Genomic DNA, 19,787 nt, shown 5'->3' on the forward strand with positions numbered 1-19,787 from the left:
CGCCCGCCGCGTTGGTTTCCCGGTCATTGGACACCGGCGATCGACGCAAGGATTTTCGCCCGCTCATCGGGATCGGCAGCGGACAGGCCTTCGACTGCGGTAGACCATCAGTAAGCCCAGCGACTTAAGGACGACATCATGAGCGAACGTGTTATCGACCGCGTGGTGGACTTGGCCGACCAGTTACGCGACCAAGCGGCCGAAGCCGAGCAGATCGGACGACTCACCGACGACACCGTCAAGCTCATGAAGGCAGCCGGCCTGATCCGGCTTCTGCAGCCCAAGAGCTATCAGGGGTTCGAGGTCCATCCCCGCGAGTTCGCCGAGACCGTGATGGCCACCGCAGCGCTCGACCCGGCCGCCGGCTGGATCGTGGGTGTGGTGGGAGTGCACCCCTACCAGCTGGCCTACGCAGACCCCAGGGTGGCCGCCGAGGTCTGGGCCGACGACGCCGACACCTGGATGGCCTCACCGTACGCACCGCAAGGGGTTGCCCGGCCCGTCGACGGCGGCTACATCTTCAACGGCCGCTGGGGGTTCAGCTCGGGCACCGACCACTGCGACTGGATCATCCTGGGCGCCATGCTCGGCGACGCCAACGGTGCACCGGTGATGCCGCCGCAGATGCTGCACATGATCCTGCCGCGCAAGGATTATGAGATCGTCGAAGACTCGTGGAATGTGGTGGGGCTGCGCGGAACCGGCTCCAAGGACGTGATCGTCAAAGACGCGTTCGTGCCCGCGTATCGGACGATGGACGCGGCCAAGGTGATGGACGGTACCGCGCAGCGCGAGGCCGGCATGACCGAAACGCTGTATCTGATGCCGTGGTCGACCATGTTCCCGCTGGGTATCTCGGCGGCGACCATCGGCATTGCCGAGGGCGCGCTCGCGGCGCATCTGGACTACCAACGGGAGCGTGTCGCCGCTACCGGGACCGCGATCAAGGACGACCCCTACGTCCTGTACGGCATCGGTGAGGCCGCCGCCGACATCAACGCGGCCCGCCAGGAATTACTGGCCAACGCCGACCGCATCTACGACATCGTGGCGTCCGGCAAGGAGGTGTCCTTCGCCGACCGTGCCGCCGGCCGCCGCACCCAGATTCGCGCGGTGTGGCGCGCGGTCTCCGCGGTCGACGAGATCTTCGCCCGATCGGGCGGGAACGCGGCGCGGATGGACAAACCGCTGCAGCGGTATTGGCGCGATGTGCACGTCGGCCAGGCGCACGCCATCCATGTCCCCGGCACTGCTTACCACGCGTCGGCGCTCAGTTCGCTGGGCATCGATCCACCCGAGGGCCCGCTGCGGGCGTTGATCTAGAGAGACACCGACCGTGAGCGATCTGAAAAGCCTTGGTTACATCACTATTTCGACCAATGACATCGAGCGCTGGCGGCAGTTCGCGTTCGGGGTCCTCGGTTTTGCAGAAGGCAAGGGACCAGACACGTCTGCGCTGTATCTGCGGATGGACGAGCGTGCAGCCCGCATGATCGTCGTGCCAGGGGATTCCGACCGGGTGCTCGCCGTCGGTTGGGAGGTACGGGATCACCCGGCATTGCAGCGGGTCAAATCAGCCCTGGACGGCGCAGGGGTGCCCTTCAAACAATTGTCGACAGACGAGGCCGAGGCCCGTCGGGTGGAAGAAGTCATTACCTTTGACGATCCGGCCGGCACCGCCCTGGAGGTGTTCCACGGTGCGGTGCTCGACCACAGCCCGGTGGTCACACCGTTCGGCGCGACGTTCGTGACTGGTGACCAAGGTATGGGTCACGTCGTCTTGCCGGCAACCGATCCCAACGGTCTGTTCGACTTCTACACCGAGGTGCTGGGGTTCCGGTCTCGCGGCGCGTTCCGTGTTCCGCTACCCAAGGAATTCGGCCCGGTCCGCGTCCGCTTCCTCGGCATCAACGAACGCCACCACAGCTTGGCGGTCGTGCCGGCCGCACACCAGCGCGATCCGCGCCTGGTTCACATCATGGTCGAGGTCGACACACTCGACGCGGTCGGCCAGGCCCTGGATCGGGTCAACGCCGAGGGCTTCCAACTGTCCTCCACGCTCGGCCGTCACACCAACGACAAGATGGTGTCGTTCTACGTTCGCGCTCCAGGCGACTGGGATATCGAATTCGGCACCGACGGTATGCGGGTCGACGAAACCTTCTACACCGCTGAGGAAATCACCGCCGACAGCTATTGGGGCCATCAATGGATCGGTGAGATGCCAGCGGCCATGCGGCTATGACACCCGACGACGACGTCACGCCGATCCCCGCGTCATCGATCGGGTCGTGGGATCACGAGGCTGACGTCGTGATCGCGGGTTACGGAGTCGCCGGCGCGGCAGCGGCGGTCGAGGCCGCGCGGTCAGGCGCCGACGTCCTGGTCCTCGAGCGCACCGGATCCTGGGGCGGTGCAGCGGCGATGGCCGGTGGATTCATCTATCTCGGCGGTGGAACGGCGCTGCAAAAAGCCTGCGGGTTCACCGATTCCGTTGACAACATGGCGGCGTTTCTCAATGTCGCCATGGGCCCCGGCGCCGACGAGAATCGCATAGGCGACTACTGCGAAGGCAGCGTCGCGCACTTCGACTGGCTCATCGGCTGCGGCGTTCCGTTCAAAGCGGAATTCTTCGCCGAACCGGGCTGGGAGCCGATGGGCGATCAGGGATTGATGTACAGCGGAGGCGAAAATTCGTTCCCGTTCAACACCATTGCCACGCCGGCCCCACGCGGTCACGTGCCGCAGATGCAGAACAAGAAGCAGGGCGAAGCCAGCGCCGGCTACATGCTGATGAAGCCGCTCGTCGAGACGGCGACGGCGGCCGGGGCGCGGGCGCTTTACGACGCGCGGGTGCAGTGCCTGGTTGTGGAATCCGACGGCAGGGTGGTCGGCGTCCGCGCCCGGCAGTACGGCACCCAGATGACGATCCGGGCCCGCAGCGGGGTTGTCCTTGCGACGGGAAGCTTCGCCTACAACGACGCGATGGTAAAACGCTTCGCCCCACGGATCGCCGGCCGTCCGGCAGCATCGATCGAACAGCACGACGGTCAGGCCATCCGGATGGCCCAGGCACTTGGTGCGGACCTGGCCCACATGGACGCGACCGAGGTCGCGATCTTCATCGACCCCCAGCAACTGGTCCGCGGCATCTTGGTCAACGGCCGCGGTCAGCGTTACGTCGCCGAGGACACCTACCCCGGCCGCGTCGGCCAGCTCACCCTCTACCAGCAGGACAACATCGCCTACCTGATCATCGACGGCGAAGCCCAGGATGAGGCGATGGCGTCCTGGTCACCGAAACTCATGCTGCGACCGGCGACGTGGGTGGCCGACATCGTTGCCGACCTGGAACGCGAGATCGATCTGCCGGCCGGTTCACTGCAGGCGACCGTGGCCGCCTACAACGAAAGTGCGGCTCGCGGCGAAGATCCGCTGCTGCACAAGAAGAAGGAGTGGGTCAAGCCGATCGGCTCACCGGTCGGCGCCGTCGATCTCCGAGAAAGCACCGGCGGCTTCACCCTGGGTGGGCTCGCGACCACGTTGGACGCCGAGGTGCTGCACGTCAGCGACCAGCCGATTCCGGGGCTTTTTGCAGCGGGCCGATCGACCGCCGGCCTGGCCGCGTGGGGCTACGCCAGCGGTGTCTCGCTGGGTGACGGCAGCTTCTACGGTCGGCGGGCGGGGCGGTCCGCAGTCAAGGGCTGACCTGCGCCGATCCGTTTTCGCCATCGGAAATCGTCTCGACTTGTGGCGCCTTTGGTGACATCGGCCACACCTCTGTGCTACAACTCATTATGACTAATAGTCATATGCCGCTCAGGTATGCAACGGTTGGAGAAACGATGCCCAAAGCCGTCAGCGTCAGCGAGGCCGCCGAGTCGGCCACCCCAAGTGCCGTCATCGACCGCATCTCACTGGTCCTCGATGCGTTCGACGGGCCCGGGCGGCTGACGCTGGCGCAACTCGTCCGCCGCACCGGCCTGCCGCGCTCGTCGGCGCACCGGATGCTCGAGCGCCTGGTGCAACTGCGCTGGCTGCGCCGCAGCGGTCGCGACTACGAGCTCGGCATGCGCCTGGTGGAGCTGGGCTCACTCGCGGTGCACCAGGACCGTCTGGTGCGGGCAGCCGGCCCGCTGTTGGGCGAATTACACCGCGCCACAGGACTTGTCGCACACCTTGCAGTTTTGGACGGGCCCGACGTGGTCTATTTGGAGAAGGTCGGTGACCGGTTGATGTCGGCGATCCCCTCCCGGGTCGGCGGCCGCCAACCCGCACATTGCACGGCAGTCGGCAAAGCGATCATGGCTTTCTGTGACGACGATTCAGCGGTGGATCTTGACATCCGCAAGACCAAATACTCGATCTTCAGCAGCTCTCAGCTCGCTGCCGAACTGGCCAAGGTTCGCGCACACGGCGTCGCATTCGAGCGCGAAGAGTCGCAACTCGGGTTTGGCTGTGTCGCAGCACCAATCGGCTGCCCGGGCGAAGCGGTTGCGGCGGTGTCCGTGTGCGGCCCGATGAATCGGATGATGTTCGACCAACGGCTGGTTGCCCCGGTGAGGATGACGGCGATGCGGATTTGGCGCAGTGTCGAAGACGGGCCCGTTCGGGTTGCCCCGACCTTGCAACCGGTCCGGCCGCTGCGCCGGTGTCCCGCGGGGCCGCCGTGGCCGGCCGTGCAATACGCGTGAGCCTCGATCCGCAGCTCGCCCCGCTGATCGAGGACCTGGACGCCGGCTTTCCGCCCGTCCACACCATGACCGGGGCGCAGGCCAGAGCGACCATCCGGTCACGGTTTGTGCCGCCGCCCGCACCCGAAGCGGTCGCCGAGGTCCGCAACACGACTATCCCGGGGCCGGGCGGCGATATCCCGATCCGGATCTATGTCCCGCTCGACGATCGTCGCCTGCCGATAGTGGTCTACGCCCACGGGGGCGGGTTCGTCTTCTGCGACCTCGACAGCCACGACGGGCTGTGTCGGAATATCGCCAATCGCGTTCCTGCCTTGGTGATTTCGGTGGCGTATCGGCTGGCTCCAGAGAATCAGTGGCCCGACGCGGCCGAGGATGTCTATGCGGTAACCCGATGGGCCGCGGAGAACGCCGGCGCCATCGGTGGCGACGCGAATCGCATCGTGGTGGGCGGCGACAGCGCGGGCGGAAACCTGGCCGCCGTCACAACCTTGATGGCACGCGACCGCGAGGGTCCGCCGCTCGCGGGTCAGCTGCTGCTGTACCCGGTGATCGCGGCCGACTTCGACACCGAGTCCTATCGCTTGTTCGGCGAGGGCTTCTACAACCCTAGGCCTGCGATGCAGTGGTACTGGGACCAGTACGTGCCGGCAACCGGTGATCGGGACCATCCGTACGCCTCGCCGCTCCGGGCTGACCTGGTGGGGCTGCCGCCCGCGATTGTCGTTGTCGCCGGCCATGATCCACTCCGCGACGAAGGCATCGCCTACGCGCACGCGCTGGAGGCGGCGGGCGTCGAGACGGTTCGCTGCCTGTTCGAGGGCGGCGTGCACGGGTTCATGACAATGCCGATGCTCGATATTGCTCATGAGGCCAGACGACAGGCCTGCGTGGAATTGGACCGGTTGCTCGGCCATGGCTGACGGTCGAGTATTCGTCATCGACAGGGTGGTGACCAAGGCTGGGTGTGCCAGACAATTCGTCGATGCCTATCTCGCCGACTACGCGCCCGGCGCCCGCGCGCGAGGCATGACGTTGCGCGACGTTCTTGTCAGCCCGCCGATCTGGTCGGAGGACCAGGTCAACACCGTCACGGTCATCTGGACGCTGCCTGGCCCGCAGGCGTGGTGGGAGATGACTTGGAAGGGTCGGCCGGACCCGGCTCTGGGTGAATGGTGGTCGCGGATCAGCGACTTGGTTGACGAGCGGACCCGTTCAGTCGCCGCTGCCACCGCCGACGTCGACGTGCTCTGCGATGTATAGCGTCACCCGGCTTCTCGACGTCACCGTCGAAGAACGGGACCGCGTCGTCGCGTCTGTCCGATCAGGGGCCGAGACGACCCGCGCGCGCCATCGCCTCGTGGAGCCGACGCTACCGGGGTCGCGGAACGGCGGCGACGTGCTGATCCACCTTCGGTTCACCTCCAAGCGTGACTGGCTTTCCGCCGCTTCGTATTTCACCGACTTGTTGGCGGACCGCGCGATCACCCGAATCAACGGCGCCGGTTACTCGGGCAGGCCGACGCGGGGCAGCGGCGGCCCGGGCACGGTCTATCGCACCTTGTTGCTCAGTGTGTCGCCCGAGACCGATGCGGACACCGTCGCGCGATTCGAGGACGAACTGCGGTCGATGCCGCATTACATACCGGCGATCAAGGCTTGGCAGCTGAGCCGGGTGGACGATGCGATCGGGGACTCGCCGTGGACGCATGTGTTCGAGCAGGAGTTCAGTGACGTCGCCGGACTGATGGGACCATATTTGATGCATCCGATCCACTGGGCGGTGGTAGACCGCTGGTTCGATCCGGAATGCCCCGATCTGATCGTTCGAGATCGTTTGTGCCACAGCTTTTGTCACGTCGGTCAGCACGATGCCCTGGGGATGTGACGGCGCCGGCTCAAACCCCGGCCGCGACGATGTTGGGGTTCGCACTGGCCGGCGGATCCAACGATGGCAGGACGATCCTGCCGTCAAGGCTGTGCACCGGCAACTGCTGCGACGACGGGTAATGCAGGCTGAACGCCACCAAGCCGGTGCGCTCGACGGCCGGACGATGACACATCGCCAGCACGGTCTCGGCCAGATACTCCACCGGCTCGGTGGGAAAGTCGTCCGGAATCAATTGTGCTGCACCAGGTGTGCGTATTGCTGTCGATGGCCCAACACAGTTCACGGCGATGTTGGCGTCAACCAACTCTGCGGCGACTCCCTGGGTGAAACGGTGTAGAGCGGCCTTGCACGACGCGTAGATGACGTCGCCCGCGGTCTTGTTGTAATCGCGGTACGGCCTGACCGGGGCGACACCGGTGACCGACCCGATGTTGACGATCCAGCCGGCGCCTTGTCTGCGCATGTGCGGCACGGCGAGCTTGGTCAGTACGAACGGTGTCCGCAGATAGTGGTCGACAGTCCTGTCGAAAGTGTCCAGCGACATCTTCTCGACGACCGCGTAATCGGCGAAACCGGCGTTGTTGACCAGGATGTCGATCCGACCGGTGCGGGCCAGCACGGCCTCGATCATGCGGTTGCGCGCGGCGGCGTCCTCGAGGTCGGCGGTGATGCCGAACGCCGATCCACCCGCGGCTTCGATCAGCGCTACGGTCTCGACGATCGTGCCCGGCACCGTCGATGCCGCGCCGGACCGGATCGAGGGCGACGGGTGGTGGGCACGCGCCGTCACGGCCACAGTCGCACCCTCTGCCGCGAGACGTTGGGCGATCGAGCGCCCGATGCCGCGGCTGCTGCCGGTGACCAAAGCTGTTTTACCGGAGAGTAATTGGTTCACCGCAGGACGAAATCCTCTTCGTCCGGCGCGCGATGCTGCTGCCAGACGTCGACCAGTCGGTAGGGTGTAGCCACCACGACGCGGCCCGACCCGGATCGGTAATAGGTGTGCGCGCTCGGCGTGTGACACCACACGGTACGGCTCATCGCCTGATCGATCTCGGCCACGTATTTCTCATACGCTCGCTGGGTGACTTCGATGGTGCTGGTGCCGCGCAGCGCCATCAACTGCAGACACTCGATGATGTAGTGCGCAAGCACCTCCATCGAGAAGTTCGCTCCCGCACCGTGGCCGGGGCTGTAATTCGGTGCCGACATCGTGAACAAGTTCGGAAAGCCGGGTACGGTCCCGCCGCGGTAAGCGCGAGGGCTGTCGCCCCATTCGTCGACCAGCTTCTTTCCGTCGCGGCCCCTGATGTCGATGGTGGACAGGAAGTCCAGGTGATAACCGGTGGCATAGATGATGACATCGAGATCGATCTGCCGACCACTCTGGGTGACAATGCCTTTGGTGTTGACTTCGGCTGGCTCGCTGGCCTCGACATCGACGTGCTCGCGGGTCAGGGCCGCGTAATAGCCGCCAGGATCGCGGATGATCCGCTTGCCGTATGGCGCGAAGTCCGGGGTGACCTTCTTAGCCAGTGCGGTGTCTTTGCCGAACATTCGCTCGATGTATTCCAGACACATCTGCAACAGAACGTCGTTGGCCGCGGAGATGGACAGGTGGTTCTCCGCCCACTCCGGATCTTGCAGAATCACTGGGTAGTTGTTGTCCGCAGTGCCCCAATAGGACTTGAGTCGATTCCATTTGGCGTAGTACGGCAGGTGCCTGCCCAGGTAACGCTTGTGCGCCGGCACATCGTCGGTGAGCCGTTTCCGCGGCGCCACCCAATGCGGCTGGCGTTGGAACACCGTCAGGTGATCCACCTGGTCGACGCAGGCGTCGACGATCTGCACGGCGGTACAACCGGCTCCGATGATCGCCACCCTCTTTCCCGCGAGATTCAGCGACGAATCCCACAGCGCCGAGTGAACACTGATGCCCGCGAACGTTTCCCGGCCTTTGATGTCGGGCCAGCGCGGGCGGTTCAAGTAGCCTGTCGCGGTCACCACCACGCTGGCGAAGCTGACACCGCGACGGCCGTCGGCGTCCACCGAATGGATCTGCCACTGCCTGCGGCCTTCGTCCCACCACAGTGCCTGCACCTCGGTGCCGAACCGGGTGCACTCGCGCAGTTTGTGCTTGTCGGCCAACGTAACCAGATAACTTTGGTACTCCGCACCTGCGGGGTAGTAACTGCTCCAGTCCGGATTGACCTCACGCGACAGTGAGTAGTACGCCGACGGCGTGTCCACCCCGATGCCCGGATAGGTTGTGGTGCACCATGTTCCACCTACCTCCGCGTTTCGATCGAAGATCTGGTAGCGCACGCCTTCTTCGGCGGCCGCCAGCGCGAGGCTGATCCCGGCGATGCCCGCCCCGATGATGGCGATCTCCACGCTGTCCGGGATCGGCACGGTGCGAGGCAGCGTCGGCTGCGACCGTTGGAAACCGCCCTGCTCGAGCAACAGATCCACCTGTTCGTCGTCGACCTTCGAACCCAGTGCGATCGGCAGCAGTCGCGCGAAGAATTCGCGGTCGTCAGCAGGTGTCGCCTGGGCACGCCGCGGCGTGCCCAGTGCGTCGATGACGGCGTCGACCAACGCCGCGGCCGTATCGGGATCGGTCGCACCGGCCCGCTCGGGCGGATCGGGGATGTATGAGATTTTCGCGGCGTACGCCTCGATCACAGCCGGGTCACCGGTGAGCTGGGCCAGGACTGCCGTCAAAACTCCAGGGTCGGCCTGTCGCAGGTTTTCGCGCAGCTCATCGTGTTCGGGCGCGGCGGGCCCGCCCACCGGCATCGATTCCCTGGCTGCGGTCACGGTGACGAGTATCGAAGCCAATGGCCACCTCTGGCAGACGATGTTCCACTGACCGGGCGACCGGGCGATCGGCGAGACGACAACGGAGTTGACTGGCCGGCATGACCAACGACATCACACTGTCGGAACTGCAGGAATTCATCGCCGGCTTCTGGTACCACTACGACGAAGCGCTCTACGACGATCTGGCCGCCAGCTTCGCTGAGGACGTGCACTATCTGACTCGAAGCGACACCGGAACCAGCCCGTTCGAGAACCTGATGTCCCCCGAGATCCACGGACGCGACGCGGTGATGACGTGGCTGATGCAGCATCGCCAGGAAAGCCCCTACCCGTTACGACACCACGCCACCAACATCCACCGGACGGGCGCCGACGGCGCAATCACCAACGCCCACTTCTACATTCTCGTCAACCAGATCGCCAACTTCGTGCCGTTCGCGGTGTCCAGTGGTGTGGTCAGCGTGGGCGTTCGCCGCGGCCGGGACGGCTTGGAGTTCACCACGATGGACGTGGTGCTGGACACCCAGAATTCGGTCCCGCAGTCCGAGCTCACCGCTGACAGCGCCGCGGGGTCGTGAACGCGCGGCAGACCTTTTCCGGTGGCGTCGCCGTCATCACCGGGGCCGGTGCCGGTATCGGCGCGGGTATCGCCCGATACGCAAGTCGGTTGGGAATGACCGTCGTACTGGCCGATGTCGATGCCGGCGCCATCGCTGCCCTGCGTGACGAGCTGTCCATGACGGGCGGTGTCGCCCTTGACGTGGCTTGCGACGTGCGCGATGTCGACGCCGTCCAAGATCTCGCCGACAAGACGTACCAGGACCTCGGCCCAGTGCGCCTGTTGGTCAACAACGCCGGCATCGAGCAGTTCGGCTATCTATGGGACACTCCGGTCGCCAATTGGCAACGCGTGGTGGATATCAACGTCAGCGGGGTTTTCCATGGCGTGCGCGCGTTCGTGCCGAAGATGATCGCCGCCGGCGAGCGTGCCTGGGTGTGGAACTTGTCGTCGGTCGGCGGGGTGGTGGCAATTCCGTTGCAGGCGCCCTACATCATGAGCAAGCACGCGGTACTGGCACTGACCGAATGCCTCTATCTGGATCTTCAGGCCGCCGGCCATGGGGACCACATTCGCGCGCACGCCGTGCTGCCCGGCGCGGTCGAGTCGAACATCTTCGAATCGGCCGGCGGGGTCGACACCGGCGACGTCGCCGCCGCGGACGCGCAGCGCGAAGCGATGCTCCGCATCAAGGCCGAGGCGATGGACCCGCTGGCGGCCGCCGAGACGATTTTCGAGCAGGCCGCCGACGGCAAATTCTACCTGCTGACCCAGCAGTCGGTGGGTGCGGCGATGACTACTCGGGCCAAAACCCTTGCCGCACAACGCCCACCGACGCTCGTATGAGCACACCCGAGCTGGATTCGGACGCGGCCGCTCGGGTCGCCTCATTCGGTGATGTTGCCCCGATGCGCCGGCGTGGCCTAGCGGCGTTGCGCGCCGCGGTCGAATCCGCACCGCTACCCGACGACATGCCCGACATGGTTGACATCACTGAGACCGCGATCCCCGGCCTTACCGGCTCGATCGCGATCCGAATCTACCGCCCGACAAACGATCCCGGACAACCGGTGCTGGTGTACTTTCACGGCGGCGGACTCGTCATGGGTTCCAACCACTCGTTCGAGCCACTCGCCCGCATGCTGGCGGCGACATCGGGCGCCACCCTGGTGGCCGTCGACTATCGCTTGGCGCCTGAATATCCGCCGCCGGCACAGTTCGACGACGCCTTCGCCGCGACGGCGTGGGTGTCGCAGAACGCTGGCGGCCTCGGGCTCGACGCGGAGCGTCTCGCTGTCGTGGGTGACAGCGCAGGTGGTGCGCTGGCGGCCGGCGTCGCGTTGGCAGCGCGCGACCGCGGCGGCCCGGCGATCTGTGCACAGGTCCTGCTGTACCCGGGCCTGGATCGCGACATGACAGCGCCGTCGATCACCGCGCTGGCCGATGCACCGATGCTCACCCGCGATGACATCGAATACCTCCACGAGGTGGCCGACGGCGATGTCGGGCCGACTCATCACCCGTATCTGGTTCCGGCCGATGCCGACGACATGTCCTGTCTGCCAACCGCGATCGTCGTGACCGCAGGCTGCGACCCGATCCGGGACTGGGGTGAGCGGTACGCGACCCGGCTGCGCGATGCCGGTGTACAAACCACCGCCACCCGCTATCCGGGGATGTACCACGGCTTTCTGATGCGGTCCGACGCGACGGCCAGAGGTCGGCTGGCCGTCGCCGAGGTCGGGGCGTTGCTCCGGGCAAAGTTCGCTCACCCGCTGGTATCCGCGTCCCGGTCACCGGACATCGGGCAACCGCGCCGCGGCGCTGCCGCAGACAATCTGACGACCGCGCAATCAGCAGAAGGGGGCCGTTGATGCTCACCGATGAGCGACGAATGCAGCTTTCCGACGTGTTGCGTCCGGCGGCGCCGCCTCGCGAGATCGACAACGTCTATTCCGCCGACCAACGCGCGCGTCTGCTCGACATCGTCCATACCGGTGGCCCGTGGAAGTTGATCATCGCGCAGCACTTCGCGTCGGCAGAGGAACTCATCGCGACGATGAGCGGGGTCTTCCCGGAGGGTTTCACGCCGTCGCTGGACCTCTTCCTCACGCCGACCTTCCGCGGCTATCTCGCCAACTACGGCGCGGTGCTCTATCCCCAACTACATGACTGCTTCTATAACCAGCGATTCGTGGACATGGCGAAGAGCTACTGGAACGCCGATTACGCCAAGCCTCAGCTGATGCTGTTCAACATCAACGGTCCGTGCGCCAATCGCGATCCGGGGCATTTGGATTCGCCGAGCTTCCGCGGCGTGCGGCACGAGAACGCGCCGACGTGGCTCACCAGCGTCATGGGCAAGTCCGGGTTGTTCAGGGAGTATCTGATCAAGATGGCCCAGGTGATCACCTGGTTCTCGCTGGACGGCGGCAGCGGCTTCACCTATTGGCCTGACGGGCCGTTACGCCCACCCAACCGGGTTCTGCCCCCGATCAACAACCGCGGAGTCGTCGTACAAAACGAGATGATGGTGCATCGCGGCGAGGCGAACGGCCCACTGGATCAACAGATCCCGGCCGGTTTGGCGTTCGACACCGTGTTCACCGGCGATCCCGACGACAACGACTACTGGCTGCTGATGAACGGCGACCAGCAGATAGCGCGTCATCACACCGACGAGTTGCGGTTCCTGGTGCACTGGTCGGCTGAGGTCTTCGCGGACTACGACGAACTGAAGAAGAACATGGAAGGTTCCCACGATCTGAGCATCGAGCAGGCGATCGACACCCTGACCAAGGACGTCAACGCGCGGGGCATCAAACTCGCGATACCCGATGACCCGCTGCACGACCCGGAGTTCATCGCGACCCTCAACGCAGCCTACGACCTCGGCGGCCCGTCAACCTATCCGGACGAAGCGCCGATCAGCGCATTCCAGCTGGCTTAAATCACGAAAAGCCCTATACATCAAAGTGATTCATCCACGATCGGCACATTACCGTCGCGCACCGCGCCGGCAATCGACTCGGCCAGCGCGGAGCAAGCCATGAAGACCCCCTGTCGCTGAGCAGCGGGGTGTCGACGTTCGACGCAGCCGGCCGACGCCTCGGCATTCCACTGCACACTGGTCTGATTCCAGCTGCTCTTCCGCGCCAACATCTGCCCGCCACAACGTCGGCAGGACACTGTCACCATCGGACAGTCCGATAGCCGGCTGTCAATCGGAACCGGCATCAGCCGGTTCCCGCCGGAGAGCTCAAAGCCAGGTTCGCCTCGACTACCTTCATCCACTCCTCACGTGGACTTGTGGTGTCGAGCTCGTGCTCGAACCGATCGACCATGTCCGCTGTCACATCGGCGACATCGACATAGAACTGCTCATACCAACGTCGAAGCTGGTACACGGGCCCGTCCTCTTCGCATAGCAGCGGATTGTCGACACGCGCCTTGTTCGTCCAGATCGCGACGTCCTGCTCGAATCCCATCTTGACGAAGTCGCCGAGAGCGACGGCGGTCTGCATTGCGAGCTCCTCGGACAGCACCTCGGACTTCTTCACGATGATGCCGTATTGCAAGACAAAGGAATTCGCGTCAATTGGATAGTGACAGTTGATCAGCACGGTTTCGTGGTCGGCATCCCCGTAGTGATAAGTGAGCTCATCGATCATGAACGAGGGGCCGTAGTAGGACGCGACCGATGTCGTGCCGAGTATTCGTGCGCCTTCGGTGTCACCGAGGTCGGGGCGGCCCGCGCTGTCCATGTACTGGGTCGCCACATGCCCTTCGAAGATGTTCTTGAAGTGTGTCGGCAACGAACCGTGGATGTAGAAGAAGTGCGCCATATCCACCACGTTGTCGATGATTTCGCGGCAGTTGGTGTCGACGGTGGTGGTGTACCAATGCCAGTCGGTCCACTCGTCGCTGAGCGCACCCGCGATCCGCGGGATCGTCACGCCGGCCGGCGGGGGGTTGCCTTCGGGATCGTTCCACACAAACAACATGCCGTCCTGCTCCAACGTGATCCACGTCGCGGTCCGAGCCAATTTCGGGACCCGCTTGCTGTAGGGCACCCTCTTGCAGCGGCCGTCACCGCCCCAGCGCCAATCGTGGAACGGACAGGCGAGTTCGTTGCCCTTCACCTCGCCCTGGGACAGGTCGCCGCCCATGTGGCGGCAGTAGCCGTCGAGAACGCTGATGTTCCCGTCCCCGCTCCGGAAGACCACCAGCTTCCGTCCGAATGCATGGACGGCATGCGGCTTACCGTCGCCGAATGTCTCGACCAGCCCCAGGCAATGCCAGCCGCGAGCAAATCGGGATGGCGTGGCCTCGGCCTCGATCCGTCGGACCTCGTCGGTGTTCGCCTGCAACGTCATATCGCCGTTGTACAACGGTTGGCGTCGATGTGGCGCTCGGTGTCCCGCTGGCAGGGAAAAGCGCTCGCCGCACCGATTCTGCGACCTAAGGTCAACGTTGTGACGTCAGCGCACCCCACCAGAATTTCGGCCGGTACAGCGGTGCAAGACCTGACCGTCGACCTTCTCGTCGTGGGTTCCGGGACGGGTATGGCAGCGGCGTTGACCGCCTACGAATGTGGGTTGACGGTGGTGATCGTAGAGAAGTCGTCCTATGTCGGCGGCTCGACCGCACGCTCGGGCGGCGCGTTGTGGTTACCGGCCAGCTCCATTCTCGAGGAGCAGGCCCCCGGCGACACCATGGAGCGAGCCGAAACCTATCTGCGGTCCGTGGTCGCCGGCAGCGCACCGGTCGATCGGTCGATCGGCTACCTCCGCAACGTCACGGCGACCGTCGAGATGCTGCGACGGACCACTCCGATCCGATTGAGCTGGGCCAGAGACTATTCCGACTATCACCCGGAGAAGCCAGGCGGCTCCGCCGGCGGACGGACCTGCGAATGCCGGCCGCTGAATTCCGCGATCCTCGGCGAGCACCTGACCCGTTTGCGGCCCGGGGTCATGGAAGTGAAGATCCCGATGCCCACCACCACCGCTGATTATCGCTGGATGAACTTGATGACCCGCGTTCCGCGCAAAGGGTTGCCGACGATCGCCAAGCGTTTGGCTCAGGGGGTGGGCGGACTACTGCTCGGCCGACGTTACGTCGCGGGCGGACAGGCTCTGGCCGCCGGCCTGTTCGCCGGTGTCATCCGCGCGGGCATCCCGGTGTGGACCGACACCGAGTTGCAGCAGTTGACGACCGAGGGAGAGCGCGTCACCGGCGCCGTGCTGCGTCACGACGGACGCGAGGTCACCGTCACGGCGCGACGCGGAGTGGTGTTGGCGGCCGGCGGGTTCGATCACAGCATGGGCATGCGGCGGAAGTTTCAGTCCGAATCCCTCGGCGAGCATCTCAGCCTCGGAGCCGAGACAAACACCGGTGACGCGATCCACGCCGCCCAAGACCTCGGCGCCGCAATCGATCTGATGGATCAGGCATGGTGGTTTCCGGCCGTCGCCCCCCTGCCCGGGGGAAGCCCATCGGTGTTGTTGGCCGAACGATCGCTGCCGGGTTCCCTGATCGTCGACCACAGCGGATCCCGATTCGCGAACGAGGCAACGGATTACATGTCCTTCGGACAGCTCGTGCTGCAACGCGAACGCTCGGGCCACCCGGTAGAGCCGATGTGGATTGTCTTCGACCAGAAATACCGCAACAGCTATGTCTTCGCCGGCGCGCTGTTTCCGCGCATGCCGCTACCGCGATCCTGGTACGCGGCAGGCATCGCCCATCGGTCTCATGATCTGGGCGAACTCGCCGAGAAGATGGGCGTGCCGGCGCCGGTGTTTCGTTCCACGGTAACGCGTTTCAATGAGATGTCGCGGGCCGGATGCGACGCCGACTTCGACCGCGGCAGCAGCGCCTACGACCGTTACTACGGCGATCCCACCGTCACCCCGAATCCGAGCCTCCGCGCCCTGGACAAAGGGCCCTTCTACGCGGTGAAGATGGTGCTCAGTGATCTGGGCACCTGTGGCGGCCTGCGGGCCGACGATCACGCGCGGGTACTGCGCGAAGACGGCAGCGTCATCGAGGGTTTGTACGGGATCGGGAACACCGCGGCCAACGCGTTCGGGAACACCTATCCCGGCGCCGGCGCGACCATCGCCCAGGGATTGGTGTACGGCCACATCGCCGCCCGGCACGCCGCAAGCCTTTGATCAGTCCGGTTCTTCGGCGTCTGCTTTCTTCTCGATCTCGTACCAGAAGTCCGGTGTAGGCCAGGGGATCTTGATGGGGCCACCTTTTTCCCGTTGCGGGAACGCAGCTTCCGCCTCATCAAGTTCTTTGATCATCTTCAAGGCCAGCTCACGCTCGTTGGCGTAATACCGCTCTGCCCATTGCAACGCGACGCGAGCGTATGCCCACGAGTCATCCGCGCCGGCCCACCGCGCATCCTTCGCCGCCTTGCGGTGCATTTCGTCGGCGTACGCGACATGTTGTTGCAGCGTCTGCTTGAGCCGCGCCGGACTGGTCAGATGTCCCAATGTCACGCGCAGCAGCGGTCCGTGCTTAAGCGTCGGCGGATCGACCGGTGCCTCGTTTGCCCATCGGGTCACCGCGTCCAGTCCCTGAGCGGTGATCTTGTAGAGCCTGCGGTTACGGGTGCCGCCGGTATTCTCCACGCGCGACGTCACCATGCCCAGTTTCTCGAGCTTCCTGAGCTCCGAATAGATCTGGCTGAAGGCGGGGCTGCCGTAGAAGAACCGCATGCTCCAGTCGATCCACTTACGGATGTCATAGCCCGACAATTCGTGTTCGTAGGACAGCATGCCGAGCAGTGCCCAGCTGGTCGCCGCAAGATTCTGCCTGCCCGCCGCATTGCCGTCCTCCACTTCGCCAGGCTAACAACTCCGAGCCGCCGGTTCGGAGTAACTGACCGCTGGCCGGGACACGGCGTTGCCGGGTGTGCGCTCGGCGATAGACGCTGTTGTCCGCCCGATTTGCGACGGAGGTGCGATGACCGACGAACTCGCGACGCTGGAGTCGGCGTCTCGACAACTCGCGGAGTCGGTACGCCGGCTCATCGACGCCACGGTGAGAACACAAGTCGATGCGGCAACTCTCGCTGCAGCCCAAGCGAAAATCGACGCTGTTACAGGTGAATTGAGTGCAGCACCGATGCCGGATTCTTTCGGCGTGCAGGAATCCGACAGCGGCCGGCCAATGGCGTGGGGCAACGTGATGATCGGTGTACGCAATCCCATCGCCCCTCCCCTGTCGATCAACCACGGAGCCGACGGTCTGGTGTGGAGTGACTTCACTTTAGGTGCGGCCTACGAAGGGCCGCCCGGCCACGTGCACGGCGGGGTGTGCGCAATGGTGCTCGACCATGTTCTCGGCGCGACAGCGCACCAACCGGGACGGCCCGCATACACTGGCACACTTCGCATTCGCTACCTTCGCGGCACGTCACTCGGTGCGCTGCGCGCGGAAGCCCGGGTCGATCGGGTGCACGGGGTCAAGACCTTCGCCATCGGCCACCTTGCCGATGCGCGCGGGGTCACTGTCGAGGCCGAGGGCGTGTTCATCCACCCGAAGGACCGCGGATCCCCCGGCTAGCTGCGGGCCGGGGCAAGACGCTTGAGCGCCAGTCCGCCTTCGAACGGGCGATAGGCGAAAGCGGCCGGGGCGCGATAGCCGGTGTCTTCGAGCGGAGTGCGCACCTCGGCGACTGTGGGTCCGATCTCCGCAGCGACGGCCGCCAGTGCATCGAGGTCGAATCGGTACAACCGACCGGCGTTGCCGCCCAGTATCTTTCGGCAGACATTCTCCGACTTGTCGTGGAGCGCCCAACGGATCGCGAGCGTCGAGTGAGGCGTGAAGCCCTCCTCGTGCGGGTAGTCGCTCCCCCACATGATGTGGTCCGCCCCCATGAAATCGATCATCCCGGACTCGTACGGCGTCAGCTCGCTCGCCAAATAGCAATTGCGCCTGACATATTCGCTCGGCGTCAGCGTCAGCGCATCGACCGACGACCCGCCGAACATCCCGTAGGTCCGGTTACCCGCCTCCGACTTCATGGTGGGCACCATGGCGTCGAGCACGGCCAGTTGCGATTGCACCCATAGCGTGCCCTGCTCGGTAGGGACGAACCGCAGTGTCGGGTGCCTCTCGAAGACACCGGCCAGGATCAGGTGTCCCAGCGTGCGTTGTGCCCACAACGCCATTTCGGTTATCAGCACCGCGTTAGATGCGGGCTGATCCATCGGCATCTCGGGGCTACCTGCTCCCGCGTGCTGGACCACCGTCAGGTCCAATTCCGTGCAGAGCGCCCAAATCGGCTCGTAGCGAGTGTGAAACAGAGGCGCCACGTTCGGATCGCCGGGTGAGACCGGCGGGAGGAGCACGCCGCCGAAGCAGTGCTGCTCCGCACCCCAGCGAATCTCCTGCAACGCCAATTCGATGTCGTTGGGAAAGATCTGAATCAGACCGCGGCGACGCATCGGTGCCAGCGAGCAGAAGTCGACCTGCCAGCGGTTGTGCGCTTGCACGCCCGCCCAACGCTTCTCGAACTCGTCGCGGGTCCGGGGCAGGCTGATGGTGATGTTGGGAGTAGTCGGAAAGAAGGGGGGAACGGTGTTGGGCAGCAACACTTCCCCCGCTACGCCGTCGGCGTTCATCTCGCTGATTCGGAGCTTGTGATCCCAGTTCCGGCTTGCGGTCGCGATGATCAGGTCGTCGAACGGGCTGACGTACGTCTTCGCCCAGGCGTCGAACTCGTCGTGCAGACGCGCAGGTAGGTACTGCCGGTAATCATGAAGGTCGGCGCCGGCGTGAGTGTCCGTTGAGATCACGACGTAGCGGTCGCTTGTGTCCCATGTTGTAGCCATCGAGTCCTCCGGCCTTATTGTTCTCGAGGCTAGCCTTCCGCGTTAGTCCGTGACTGCAAGATCACCATCTCAGTGAGCGGACGTCGAATCGCTATCCGACCACGCCGCGCAGCGCGTCGGCTCCGAACATCTGCTCCATCATCGAGGAGTAGTCCGGGCCGCGGCGCAAGATATGACCGCCGTCGACGTTGATGCACTGCCCGGTGATCCAGGTAGCGGCATCGCTCAACAGGAACATCGCGAGGTTGGCCACGTCCTCGACCTCACCCACCCGCGGGATCGGCGTGCAGAGTGCGTAGTCGCCGCTGATCTCCGGCGACTGGATCACGCTCGCGTCGACAAGATCGGTGCGGATCAGGCCCGGCCGGATGCTGTTCACCCGCACCCACGACGGGCCAAGCTCATCGGCGGCCAACATCATCATGTGGTCGATGGCTGATTTGGTGACCCCGTACGGCCCGAACCAGCGATGGGTGTTGCTGGCCGCGATCGACGAGATGCCGATGAACGAGCCGCCGCCGCCACGGACCAGTTCGCGCGCGACGTGCTTGAGCACGTACATGGTGCCGTTGACGTTCAGGTCGACGGTGCGTCGCCATGCCTCGGAATCGGTATGAGTGATCGGGCCGACGGTCAGCGAGCCGCCCGCACAGTGCACCGCGCCGTGCAATCGGCCGTGCCACGCCGTCGCCGCATCGACGGCATGGGTGACCTCGTCTTCATTGGTGACGTCCGCGGGCTCGTAGCGGATCGCGCCGACGTTTCCCGTGGCGGCCTCGATCTCGGCCACGGCGGCGGCCAGCCGGTCGGGATTACGGCCGATGATCATCACCGAGGCGCCCGAGGCGACCAGGCCGGCGGCCACCCCCTTGCCGATTCCGCTGCCACCACCGGTAACCAGATAGGTCCGGTCTTCGAACGAAAGCTCCATGCCAGCTCCTTCGCGGCCGAAACTGAAACAGGTTCTA

At 64.9% G+C, this 19,787-nt stretch carries 20 protein-coding genes; 13 read left to right on the forward strand and 7 right to left on the reverse strand.

Features of this window, described 5'->3' with window-relative positions:
- Positions 1 to 138 precede the first annotated feature (138 nt).
- The 7 genes from G6N27_RS13150 to G6N27_RS13180 all read left to right on the forward strand — a co-directional run bounded on the left by G6N27_RS13150 (position 139) and on the right by G6N27_RS13180 (position 6,582).
- Entirely contained in the window at positions 139 to 1,323 is a 1,185-nt protein-coding gene (locus G6N27_RS13150; protein ID WP_163776718.1) for an acyl-CoA dehydrogenase family protein, read from the forward strand.
- A 13-nt stretch (positions 1,324 to 1,336) separates the two neighbouring features.
- Positions 1,337 to 2,245 carry a biphenyl-2,3-diol 1,2-dioxygenase gene (gene bphC / locus G6N27_RS13155; RefSeq protein WP_163776719.1) on the forward strand — a complete coding sequence of 303 codons (909 nt, stop codon included), beginning with the start codon at positions 1,337 to 1,339 and terminating at the stop codon, positions 2,243 to 2,245.
- Positions 2,242 to 3,708, forward strand: a complete 1,467-nt coding sequence (locus G6N27_RS13160; protein ID WP_163776720.1) for an FAD-dependent oxidoreductase — start codon at positions 2,242 to 2,244, stop codon at positions 3,706 to 3,708. The genes bphC and G6N27_RS13160 overlap by 4 nt, the downstream gene beginning before the upstream one ends.
- Before the next feature lie 137 nt (positions 3,709 to 3,845).
- Positions 3,846 to 4,694 (forward strand): IclR family transcriptional regulator, encoded by an 849-nt coding sequence (locus G6N27_RS13165; protein ID WP_163776721.1) that lies wholly within the window; start codon positions 3,846 to 3,848, stop codon positions 4,692 to 4,694.
- The gene (locus G6N27_RS13170) at positions 4,691 to 5,617 is read left to right on the forward strand and encodes an alpha/beta hydrolase (protein ID WP_163776722.1); all 927 of its coding nucleotides are present in this window, start codon (positions 4,691 to 4,693) and stop codon (positions 5,615 to 5,617) included. The genes G6N27_RS13165 and G6N27_RS13170 overlap by 4 nt, the downstream gene beginning before the upstream one ends.
- Positions 5,610 to 5,957, forward strand: coding sequence for a hypothetical protein (locus G6N27_RS13175; RefSeq protein ID WP_163776723.1), 348 nt, complete (start codon positions 5,610 to 5,612; stop codon positions 5,955 to 5,957). Before G6N27_RS13170 ends, G6N27_RS13175 begins: the two co-directional genes overlap by 8 nt.
- Complete coding sequence (locus G6N27_RS13180) at positions 5,950 to 6,582, forward strand: Dabb family protein (RefSeq protein ID WP_163776724.1); 633 nt, start codon at positions 5,950 to 5,952, stop codon at positions 6,580 to 6,582. The genes G6N27_RS13175 and G6N27_RS13180 overlap by 8 nt, the downstream gene beginning before the upstream one ends.
- A 10-nt stretch (positions 6,583 to 6,592) precedes the next feature.
- On the opposite strand, the gene G6N27_RS13185 is transcribed toward G6N27_RS13180, so the two are convergent.
- Together G6N27_RS13185 and G6N27_RS13190 are read right to left on the reverse strand one after the other, a co-directional pair.
- A complete protein-coding gene (locus tag G6N27_RS13185) occupies positions 6,593 to 7,480 on the reverse strand; it encodes an SDR family NAD(P)-dependent oxidoreductase (protein ID WP_163776725.1) in 888 nt (295 codons plus the stop codon).
- Positions 7,477 to 9,384, reverse strand: a complete 1,908-nt coding sequence (locus tag G6N27_RS13190) for a flavin-containing monooxygenase (RefSeq protein WP_163781764.1) — start codon at positions 9,382 to 9,384, stop codon at positions 7,477 to 7,479. The genes G6N27_RS13185 and G6N27_RS13190 overlap by 4 nt, the downstream gene beginning before the upstream one ends.
- Before the next feature lie 122 nt (positions 9,385 to 9,506).
- Here G6N27_RS13190 and G6N27_RS13195 point away from each other — a divergent pair, with 122 nt between their 5' ends.
- From G6N27_RS13195 to G6N27_RS13210, 4 genes are read left to right on the forward strand one after another with little or no spacing between them, the layout of a single operon-like run.
- Positions 9,507 to 9,986, forward strand: a complete 480-nt coding sequence (locus G6N27_RS13195; RefSeq protein ID WP_163776726.1) for a nuclear transport factor 2 family protein — start codon at positions 9,507 to 9,509, stop codon at positions 9,984 to 9,986.
- Positions 9,983 to 10,813, forward strand: a complete 831-nt coding sequence (locus tag G6N27_RS13200; RefSeq protein WP_163776727.1) for an SDR family NAD(P)-dependent oxidoreductase — start codon at positions 9,983 to 9,985, stop codon at positions 10,811 to 10,813. Before G6N27_RS13195 ends, G6N27_RS13200 begins: the two co-directional genes overlap by 4 nt.
- Positions 10,810 to 11,841 carry an alpha/beta hydrolase gene (locus tag G6N27_RS13205; protein WP_163776728.1) on the forward strand — a complete coding sequence of 344 codons (1,032 nt, stop codon included), beginning with the start codon at positions 10,810 to 10,812 and terminating at the stop codon, positions 11,839 to 11,841. Before G6N27_RS13200 ends, G6N27_RS13205 begins: the two co-directional genes overlap by 4 nt.
- Entirely contained in the window at positions 11,841 to 12,917 is a 1,077-nt protein-coding gene (locus G6N27_RS13210) for a hypothetical protein (protein ID WP_163776729.1), read from the forward strand. Before G6N27_RS13205 ends, G6N27_RS13210 begins: the two co-directional genes overlap by 1 nt.
- A gap of 20 nt (positions 12,918 to 12,937) precedes the next feature.
- Here the strand turns inward: G6N27_RS13210 and G6N27_RS25290 are convergent, their stop codons facing one another.
- Both G6N27_RS25290 and G6N27_RS13215 read right to left on the reverse strand, forming a co-directional pair.
- Positions 12,938 to 13,204, reverse strand: coding sequence for a ferredoxin (locus G6N27_RS25290; protein ID WP_170308169.1), 267 nt, complete (start codon positions 13,202 to 13,204; stop codon positions 12,938 to 12,940).
- The gene (locus G6N27_RS13215) at positions 13,204 to 14,343 is read right to left on the reverse strand and encodes a Rieske 2Fe-2S domain-containing protein (RefSeq protein ID WP_163776730.1); all 1,140 of its coding nucleotides are present in this window, start codon (positions 14,341 to 14,343) and stop codon (positions 13,204 to 13,206) included. The genes G6N27_RS25290 and G6N27_RS13215 overlap by 1 nt, the downstream gene beginning before the upstream one ends.
- Before the next feature lie 99 nt (positions 14,344 to 14,442).
- On the opposite strand from G6N27_RS13215, the gene G6N27_RS13220 reads away from it, so the two are divergent.
- Complete coding sequence (locus G6N27_RS13220) at positions 14,443 to 16,146, forward strand: 3-ketosteroid-delta-1-dehydrogenase (RefSeq protein ID WP_163776731.1); 1,704 nt, start codon at positions 14,443 to 14,445, stop codon at positions 16,144 to 16,146.
- Here the strand turns inward: G6N27_RS13220 and G6N27_RS13225 are convergent, their stop codons facing one another.
- Complete coding sequence (locus G6N27_RS13225) at positions 16,147 to 16,821, reverse strand: PadR family transcriptional regulator (RefSeq protein ID WP_232064574.1); 675 nt, start codon at positions 16,819 to 16,821, stop codon at positions 16,147 to 16,149.
- A gap of 124 nt (positions 16,822 to 16,945) precedes the next feature.
- Here G6N27_RS13225 and G6N27_RS13230 point away from each other — a divergent pair, with 124 nt between their 5' ends.
- On the forward strand, positions 16,946 to 17,548 hold the full coding sequence (locus G6N27_RS13230; protein ID WP_163776732.1) for a PaaI family thioesterase: 603 nt from the start codon (positions 16,946 to 16,948) through the stop codon (positions 17,546 to 17,548).
- On the opposite strand, the gene G6N27_RS13235 is transcribed toward G6N27_RS13230, so the two are convergent.
- Both G6N27_RS13235 and G6N27_RS13240 read right to left on the reverse strand, forming a co-directional pair.
- Positions 17,545 to 18,819 (reverse strand): amidohydrolase family protein, encoded by a 1,275-nt coding sequence (locus G6N27_RS13235; RefSeq protein ID WP_163776733.1) that lies wholly within the window; start codon positions 18,817 to 18,819, stop codon positions 17,545 to 17,547. The genes G6N27_RS13230 and G6N27_RS13235 overlap by 4 nt on opposite strands.
- 91 nt (positions 18,820 to 18,910) lie before the next feature.
- Positions 18,911 to 19,750: an SDR family oxidoreductase gene (locus G6N27_RS13240; protein ID WP_163776734.1), complete on the reverse strand. Its 840-nt coding sequence runs from the start codon at positions 19,748 to 19,750 to the stop codon at positions 18,911 to 18,913.
- Positions 19,751 to 19,787 lie beyond the last annotated feature (37 nt).

It is taken from the genome of Mycobacterium cookii (assembly GCF_010727945.1).
In the GTDB taxonomy this organism is placed as follows: Bacteria; Actinomycetota; Actinomycetes; order Mycobacteriales; family Mycobacteriaceae; genus Mycobacterium; species Mycobacterium cookii.

Coding starts and splice junctions, on each gene's coding strand:
- G6N27_RS13150 (WP_163776718.1), top strand. CDS start 139: ATGAGCGAACGTGTTATCGACCGCGTGGTGGACTTGGCCGACCAGTTA.
- G6N27_RS13160 (WP_163776720.1), top strand. CDS start 2,242: ATGACACCCGACGACGACGTCACGCCGATCCCCGCGTCATCGATCGGG.
- G6N27_RS13165 (WP_163776721.1), top strand. CDS start 3,846: ATGCCCAAAGCCGTCAGCGTCAGCGAGGCCGCCGAGTCGGCCACCCCA.
- G6N27_RS13175 (WP_163776723.1), top strand. CDS start 5,610: ATGGCTGACGGTCGAGTATTCGTCATCGACAGGGTGGTGACCAAGGCT.
- G6N27_RS13180 (WP_163776724.1), top strand. CDS start 5,950: ATGTATAGCGTCACCCGGCTTCTCGACGTCACCGTCGAAGAACGGGAC.
- G6N27_RS13190 (WP_163781764.1), bottom strand. CDS start 9,384: ATGCCGGTGGGCGGGCCCGCCGCGCCCGAACACGATGAGCTGCGCGAA.
- G6N27_RS13195 (WP_163776726.1), top strand. CDS start 9,507: ATGACCAACGACATCACACTGTCGGAACTGCAGGAATTCATCGCCGGC.
- G6N27_RS13205 (WP_163776728.1), top strand. CDS start 10,810: ATGAGCACACCCGAGCTGGATTCGGACGCGGCCGCTCGGGTCGCCTCA.
- G6N27_RS13210 (WP_163776729.1), top strand. CDS start 11,841: ATGCTCACCGATGAGCGACGAATGCAGCTTTCCGACGTGTTGCGTCCG.
- G6N27_RS25290 (WP_170308169.1), bottom strand. CDS start 13,204: ATGCCGGTTCCGATTGACAGCCGGCTATCGGACTGTCCGATGGTGACA.
- G6N27_RS13215 (WP_163776730.1), bottom strand. CDS start 14,343: ATGACGTTGCAGGCGAACACCGACGAGGTCCGACGGATCGAGGCCGAG.
- G6N27_RS13230 (WP_163776732.1), top strand. CDS start 16,946: ATGACCGACGAACTCGCGACGCTGGAGTCGGCGTCTCGACAACTCGCG.
- G6N27_RS13235 (WP_163776733.1), bottom strand. CDS start 18,819: ATGGCTACAACATGGGACACAAGCGACCGCTACGTCGTGATCTCAACG.
- G6N27_RS13240 (WP_163776734.1), bottom strand. CDS start 19,750: ATGGAGCTTTCGTTCGAAGACCGGACCTATCTGGTTACCGGTGGTGGC.